Raw genomic sequence first — 6,944 nt, forward strand, 5'->3', positions numbered from 1 at the left:
CTCGACCTCAGAGCCCGCTGATCAGTTGGGCGTTGTCGACGCGGATCTCGGCACCGTTGACGAACCGCGACTCGTCGGTGGCGAGAAACAGCACCACGTTGGCAATGTCCCGTGGCGCCGCCATGCGGTTCATCGGGTCCTGGTCCAGCGCTTCCTGCGGGATCGGCTGTCCGCCGGCCAGGGCCTGGGTCATCGGCGTGTTCACACCATCGGGGTGCACGCTGTTGCAACGGATGCGGTAGCCCTGCTGCTTGCAGTGCAGGGCAATGGAACGGGTCATCGCCGCCACCGCGCCTTTGGACGCCGAGTAGGCGCAGAACAGCGGCATGGCGCCCAAGGCGGCGACCGACGACATGTTGATGATCGAGCCGCCACCGCTTTCCTTCATCGCCTGGATGGCGTACTTGCAGCCGAGGAAGTAGCCGTCGCCGTTGATCTTCTGCACCTTCTGCCACAGCTCCAGGGTGGTGTCTTCGATGCTGCCCAGGGCCAGGATCGCGGCGTTGTTGACCAGTACGTCGAGGCGGCCGAAGTGTTCGACGGTGGTCTTGACCACGTGTTGCCAATCGCTTTCGCTGGCGATGTCGTGGCGGATGAACAGCGCGTTGGCACCGATCTCCGCAGCCGCCTGGCGACCGGCTTCTTCGTTGAGGTCGGTCAGTACCACTTTGGCGCCTTCGCGGGCCAGCAGCAGGGCGTCTTCGCGACCAATGCCGCTGGCGGCGCCGGTGATGATGCAGACTTTGCCTTCTACACGTTGCATTGTTGTTCTCCTGATCGTGCGGTTTGAAGTGCGAATTGGTCGGCCACGTGGGCGGCAGCCCGGCGACCGGAATAGATGCAATCGGCCAGTGACAGGCCGGAGACATACAGGTTGGAGGCGACCCCGACCGCATTGCGGCCGGCGCTGTACAGGCCGTTTATGGGCTGGCCGGCAGGGTCCAGCACCCGACCGCTGGCCTCGCAGACTTTCAACCCGCCCAGGGTGATGACCGGGCAGGGGAACAGTTTGCTGGCGAATGAAAGATCGAGGGCGTACCACGGGCCCTGGTCGAGGTTGGCGAGCATCGCCGCGGACTTGCCGAACTCGTCGGCGACTTCACCGCGTGCCGCGCGGGAATAGCGTTCGACACTCTGGCGCAGCAGTTCCGGCGGCAGATGGCAGCGCTTGGCCAACCCGGCCAGGCTGGTGCTGCGCTTGGCGTTGAACAGCAGGTTGAGCAGCACCGGCAGGCGCTGGAAATTCCACACCTTGCCGGGACCGACCTGACTCAATGCCTCACGTACCAGCGCACGGTTGAGCACCAGAATGGCGCGACCGTCCTGTTCTTCGACCATGGCGTGGCCGAGGGTCGCGCCGTAGATTTCTTCGTTGGCGTAACGTTGTCCGCGGGCATTGACGATCAGCCCGCGGGCCCAGGCCAGCGGCGGATTGATGAAACGCCAGGCGCTGATCTTGTCCATCCGCGCCACGCTGCCACCGGCGCTCTGGCCCAGGGCGATGCCGCTGCCATTGCACCCGGTGGCGCCCAGCGGCAGGCCGGCCAGGTACTGCGGCGCGTGCTGGCGCACCAGATCGCGATTGAAGATGAAACCACCGCTGCTCAACAGCACCGCCTGTTCGGCGCGAATCAATTGGCGGATGGCGCTGGTCTGTTCGATGCGACGCTGACGGGCGCGCAAGCGGTCGGCCAAGGCCGGAGCGTACATATGAATGGCCGCGGCCCAGCGCGACAGGCGCGCATGTTGTTTGGCAGCGCGGCTGCCCGAAGGCAACTGCCAGGCTTCGACACCGAGGACCTTGTCGTCGAGGTCGAGCACCAGCCGCCGCACTTCGCACTGGCTGCGCAGGCGCGCACCATGACGCAAGGCGCTGGCCTTGAGCGGGGCGAACAGACTGGCACCGGACATGCCCGGGCCTTTGGTGCGATGGCCACGGGGTGCCGGTTTGGCGCTGGCGGCATAGGCCGGCACGGCTTCGTTGCCCGAGTAATAAAGGTAGTACTGGTCGCTCGGGTACGAGGTCTTGTGCGGCGGCACGCTGGCTTCGAAGGCTGCGCCTTGTCGCTCCAGCCAGGCCAGTTGCTCGCGGCTGCCTTCGCAGAACGCCCGCAATGTCTCGTGGCTGACGGCTTCGCCGACTTCCTGACGCAAGTAATTGAACATGGCGTCGCTGCTGTCTTCATAGCCCGCCTGGCGCTGATACGGCGTACCGCCGCCGGCATAGACCACACCACCGCTGAGTGCCGTGGCGCCACCGCCTTCGAAGCGATCCAGGGCGAGCACCGACAGGCCGCGAGTGCTGGCTTCGATGGCGGCACAGGCGCCGGCTCCGCCAAACCCGACGATCAGCAAGTCGCAGCGGTCATCCCATGGCAACGGGTCGGCGCTGTTCACTCGCAACGCCGTCAACCGGTTCAGGCTGTCCATGTTCGGGCCTCAGCCAGCGACTGCGAGAGAAGGTGCGGGTTTGGCGGTGGTGGTGTAGCTGCCGTCAAGGTAGACCAGCGGGGTGATGGCGTCAGTGGTATGGATCTGCAGGATGCGTCCGATGAACACGGTGTGGGTGCCGTAGCTGAAGTGGCCGTCCTGGCGGCAGAGGATCGCCGATTGTGCGTCACCCAGGTAAGGAATGCCGCCCGGGCTGGTCAGCCAGTTGCCACGGTCGAAGCGTGCTTCGCCCTTGATCGCGCCGCTGCACAGGTTGGCCAGGTCTTGTTGGTCGACGCCGAGGATGTTCACGCAGAAGTCGGCGCCGGTCGCCAGTGCGGCGTGGGGCGAGGCGGTCTTGTTGACGCAGATCAGCAGTGATGGCGGCTCGGTGCTCAGGGAGTCGACCGCGGTGGCGGCCATGGCGAAGCGTTCGGAGCCGTTGCTGGTGCTGATAATGGTGACGGACTTGGCCAGGCGGCGCATGGCCTGGAGCATGTCGGCTTTGAGATTGGCGTCGTTCATCGCACTGGGCCTTTTTTGTTGGGGTGGAGTGCGATGGATTCTTGCTCTGACGTCCAGTCGTCACATCGTCCGAGGGGACTAGGCCTTGGCGGCCTCTGGGCCGACCAGGCTCTTGGTTGATTGAGTACATATCCGTTGCTGCGGTAACGGCGGCTTATGGTTCCGCTCTTACAGCGGGTCACTTTGGCAAACGCCCCAAAGTAACCAAAGGTCTCGCCCCATACGTACGGCCCCTCGCTGAGGCTCGGGGTTCCTTCGCTCCGGTGTCCATCCGGGGGCATTGCCCTCCGGTCGGCTTCGCTTCGACCTACATGCAATGAGTTCGACTGCGTCGAACGGCGCTGCGCGCCCATCCCCGGATGAACACCTCCGCTCAGCCTGCCGAGGGGGCGGGTAGATCAAGAGCTGCAGGCGAGCTAACGCTCGGCCTGATGAGTGGTGAGAAGCGGCGCGGTGTGGGCTGCTCTGCTTTTGCACTTCTGTGGGAGCGAGCTTGCTCGCGAAGGCGGCCTGACAGCCGACCTGAACCTGGCGGATGTACCTCGACCCTGTGGGAGCTGGCTTGCCTGCGATGGCGGACTACCGGCCGGCAGAAACCTTGCTGCTGTACTCAGTTCCTGTGGGAGCGAGCCTGCTCGCGAAGGCGGCCCGACAGCCGACTGGAATTTTGTGGCTGTATCACCTCTAAAAGATCGCAGCCTCGTTGCACTCGACAGCTCCTACAGGGGAATGCGCTTGCATCAGAACCAGATCGACCGGTAGGCCGCCTCGGGCGCTGTTGCGGTGTACGCCCCCTCGTGAGGCCGAGCGTAGGTTCTGCGCAGTGGGCAACCCGGCATGGATGCCGGGTTAGCCGCCCCCGGCCATGGATGGCCGATGGCGGCGGGCTCTGTAGGAGCGAGCTTGCTCGCGAAAAATCTGAGAGCACCGCGGGGTGCCAGGCTTCCCGCATCATCGTTGACCTCCATCGCGAGCAAGCTCGCTCCTACAGGCTTTTCCAAGTGACCCGCTGTAAGAGCGGAACCCTAAGCGGCCGTTACCGCAGAAACGGATATGTCCACCCTCAAAAATCCATGCTGCCTGACACAAAGCCATCGCGAGCAAGCTCGCTCCCACAGTGATCTTCAGTGGCCACAAGTCTCGAGTAAAACAGGGAGCTCAATGTGGGTCTGCCCGCGAAGATGGCCTGCCAGCCAACACATCACTTTCTGATTCACCCCCACCCAGATACCTGTTCCCCAAAACCACATGGTCCGTTTGAGGGATGCCCGCCGCTTTGCGCATTGCTTGAATGCCAGCGTAGGGGCACTACACCCGCCCCGTTGCACGCGCGCCCCGGCGGATGGGGTGAACAAAGGAGAACAATAAAAATGCTCAACCAAGACCTGATTCGCCAGCGTCTGAGCCAACGTGCCCGTGAGTTGGTGCCGATCCTGCGTGAACGCGCCCTGAACGCCGCGCAAGCCGGGCAGTTGCCTGAAGAAACCCTGAAGGATTTCCACGACGCCGGGTTCTTTCGCATCCTGCAACCGTCCCGTTGGGAAGGCTATGAGCTGGAACCCAAGGATTTCTTCGACGTGCAGATGACTCTGGCCGAGGGCTGCATGTCCTCGGCGTGGGTGCTGGGGGTGGTGGCGATCCACAACTGGCAGCTGGCGTTGTTCGACGACCGCGCCGCGCAGGATGTCTGGGGTAGCGATTCCAGCGTGCTGATCTCGTCTTCCTACATGCCGGTGGGCAAGGTCGAGCGGGTCGACGGTGGTTTCAAGTTGAGCGGTCGTTGGGGCTTTTCTTCCGGCAGCAAGCACTGCGACTGGGCGTTCCTCGGTGCGCTGGTGCCGCCGGAAGAGGCGGGCGGGGCGCCGGATTATCGGACGTTCCTGGTGCCGCGCAGTGACTACCAGATTCTCGACAACTGGAATGTCATGGGCCTGGAAGCCACCGGCTCCCACGACATCCTGGTGGAAAACGCCTTCGTTCCCGAGTACCGCACCCATCGCGCGCTCGACGGTTTCATGCAGAGCAGTCCGGGCAATGCGGTGAACACTGCGCCCTTGTTCCGCCTGCCGTTCGGGCAGATTTTCGTGCGTGCGGTGTCGTCGTCCGCTATCGGCGCCCTGCAAGGCGCGGTGGATCAGTTTGTCGAGCACAACCGCGCCCGGGTCGGGGTCAATGACGGTCGCAAGATGGTCCAGGACCCGGCCGCGCAATCGTCGCTGGCCAATGCCATGGTTTGCGTCGATGAATGCAAGACCGTGCTGCATCGCAACTTCGCCTTGATGCTGGAGCGCGCGCAGAAGGGGGAGCCGTTGAGCATGCCCGAGCGGGTGAAGATGCGTTACGACTCGGCGCTGGTGGCCGATAAGTGCGCCAAGGCCGTTGGCGACCTGATGTTCAACAGCGGCGCCTCGACGATCTTCCGCAGTCACGCGATCAACCGTGCCTTCCGCGACATTCACACCGGTCGCGCCCACGTCGCCAACAGCCCGGCCAAGTACGCCTGGAACCTGGGCGGCGTGAGCATGGGGCAGGACAGCAGCGACTTTTTCCTCTGACGCTTCCCTACAGCTCTTTTTCTATGAAACGGGCTAGTCCGTTTGCGTGATTCGAGCGCCCCGTCGATGCACGAGCATTGGCGGTAAGGCGAAGGTCTACGGCGCCGACTGCGCATCCAAATAAGCACAAGGATCAACCATGAAATTTTCCCTGATTTACGAAGCCCAGACGGTGGACTCCAGCCGCGAAGGCGACCGCAAGATTTTCGAAGACACGGTCGAGCAGGCTGTGCTCGCCGACAAGCTCGGCTTCGACACCTTCTGGTGCGTAGAGCACACCGCACTGAGCAACTACTCGCACATGTCCGCGCCGGAAACCATGCTGGCATTCGTGGCCGGTAAAACCGAGCGCATCGGCATCGGCCACGGCGTGGTCTGCCTGCCTCCGGCGATGAACCATCCGGTGAAAGTCGCCGAGCGCATCGCCACTCTCGACCTGCTGTCCAAGGGCCGTGTGCACTTCGGCGTCGGCAAGGGCGGCACCCAGCAGGAAGCCGGCACCTTCGGCTACGACCTGGCGACCTTGCAGCCGCAGATCGACGAGATGATGTACCTGATCCCGAAAATGTTCGTGCAGGACGAGATCGAGCACAACGGCGACTTCGTGCAGATCCCCAAGCGCCCGATCCATCCAAAACCGTATCAGGACCCGCACCCGCCGATGTACCTGGCGTGCACCAACACCGAGTCGCTGAAGAATGCCGGCGGTCGCGGTATGGGCGCATTGGTGCTGGGCTTCGGTGGCCCGGAAGAAATCGCCAAGAAGGTCGAGGTGTATCACACGGCCTACGACAACCGCGATGAGAAGAAGCAAGTGGGCTTCCGCCCTAACCGGCACATCGCCGCGCTGTGCCCGGCCATCGTGCTGGACGACAACGAAGAAGCGCGCCGCATCGGTATCCGTGGCCAGCGTTACTTCATGGAGTCCCTGGGCTACTGGTACGGCGGTGGCGAGCGTCCGGATCCGCAGAAGTGGAAGGACGATACCTTCGTCGATGGCAACGGCCAGAGCGTGATCAAGTCGCGCTTCGCCTCCGAAGAAGTCAGCGTCGACTTCTCCGACCCGACAATGGCCATGATGAACCCGAACCACGCCTACGGCACCGTCGAGGATTGCATCGGCTACGTGCAGCGCCTGATCGACGCCGGCGCCGACGAAATCCTGTTCATCTGCCAGATGGGCACCGTGCCGCAGTGGGCGCAGCTGGAAACCTTGAAGAATATTGGCGAGAAGGTGATCCCCCATTTTCGTAAGGGCTGATGTCAGGACGAAGCTAGCCGGTTAACGAATGTTCTCCATTCGGACCGAACCTGTGGCGAGGGGGCTTGCCCCCGTTCGGCCGCGAAGCGGTCGCAAAACGGGGCAGCACGGTTTTTCAGACATTCCGAGTCGCCCGGTCGTGGGGGGGGGGGGGGGGGGGGGGGGGGGGGGGG

At 63.6% G+C, this 6,944-nt stretch carries 5 protein-coding genes; 2 read left to right on the plus strand and 3 right to left on the minus strand.

Annotation, left to right across the window (positions count from 1 at the left end):
* Positions 1 to 7: 7 nt before the first annotated feature.
* Genes AC07YV_RS24270 through AC07YV_RS24280 form a run of 3 tightly spaced genes read right to left on the minus strand, consistent with a single transcriptional unit; the run spans position 8 to position 2,955 of the window.
* Positions 8 to 763, minus strand: coding sequence for a glucose 1-dehydrogenase (locus AC07YV_RS24270; RefSeq protein ID WP_102702293.1), 756 nt, complete (start codon positions 761 to 763; stop codon positions 8 to 10).
* Positions 751 to 2,430 carry an FAD-binding protein gene (locus AC07YV_RS24275; RefSeq protein WP_102702294.1) on the minus strand — a complete coding sequence of 560 codons (1,680 nt, stop codon included), beginning with the start codon at positions 2,428 to 2,430 and terminating at the stop codon, positions 751 to 753. Before AC07YV_RS24275 ends, AC07YV_RS24270 begins: the two co-directional genes overlap by 13 nt.
* A gap of 9 nt (positions 2,431 to 2,439) precedes the next feature.
* On the minus strand, positions 2,440 to 2,955 hold the full coding sequence (locus tag AC07YV_RS24280; RefSeq protein WP_102702295.1) for a flavin reductase family protein: 516 nt from the start codon (positions 2,953 to 2,955) through the stop codon (positions 2,440 to 2,442).
* A 1,370-nt stretch (positions 2,956 to 4,325) separates the two neighbouring features.
* Between AC07YV_RS24280 and AC07YV_RS24285 the strand changes: the two genes are divergently transcribed.
* Positions 4,326 to 5,510 carry an acyl-CoA dehydrogenase family protein gene (locus AC07YV_RS24285; protein WP_102702297.1) on the plus strand — a complete coding sequence of 395 codons (1,185 nt, stop codon included), beginning with the start codon at positions 4,326 to 4,328 and terminating at the stop codon, positions 5,508 to 5,510.
* 139 nt (positions 5,511 to 5,649) lie between these two features.
* Complete coding sequence (locus AC07YV_RS24290) at positions 5,650 to 6,771, plus strand: LLM class flavin-dependent oxidoreductase (RefSeq protein WP_095967405.1); 1,122 nt, start codon at positions 5,650 to 5,652, stop codon at positions 6,769 to 6,771.
* Positions 6,772 to 6,944 lie beyond the last annotated feature (173 nt).

The sequence above is a fragment of the Pseudomonas sp. GW456-E7 genome (assembly GCF_059424105.1).

What these genes read in the sequence shown, in the direction of transcription:
- AC07YV_RS24285 (WP_102702297.1), top strand. Translation starts at nt 4,326, where the DNA reads ATGCTCAACCAAGACCTGATTCGCCAGCGTCTGAGCCAACGTGCCCGT.
- AC07YV_RS24280 (WP_102702295.1), bottom strand. Translation starts at nt 2,955, where the DNA reads ATGAACGACGCCAATCTCAAAGCCGACATGCTCCAGGCCATGCGCCGC.
- AC07YV_RS24275 (WP_102702294.1), bottom strand. Translation starts at nt 2,430, where the DNA reads ATGGACAGCCTGAACCGGTTGACGGCGTTGCGAGTGAACAGCGCCGAC.
- AC07YV_RS24270 (WP_102702293.1), bottom strand. Translation starts at nt 763, where the DNA reads ATGCAACGTGTAGAAGGCAAAGTCTGCATCATCACCGGCGCCGCCAGC.
- AC07YV_RS24290 (WP_095967405.1), top strand. Translation starts at nt 5,650, where the DNA reads ATGAAATTTTCCCTGATTTACGAAGCCCAGACGGTGGACTCCAGCCGC.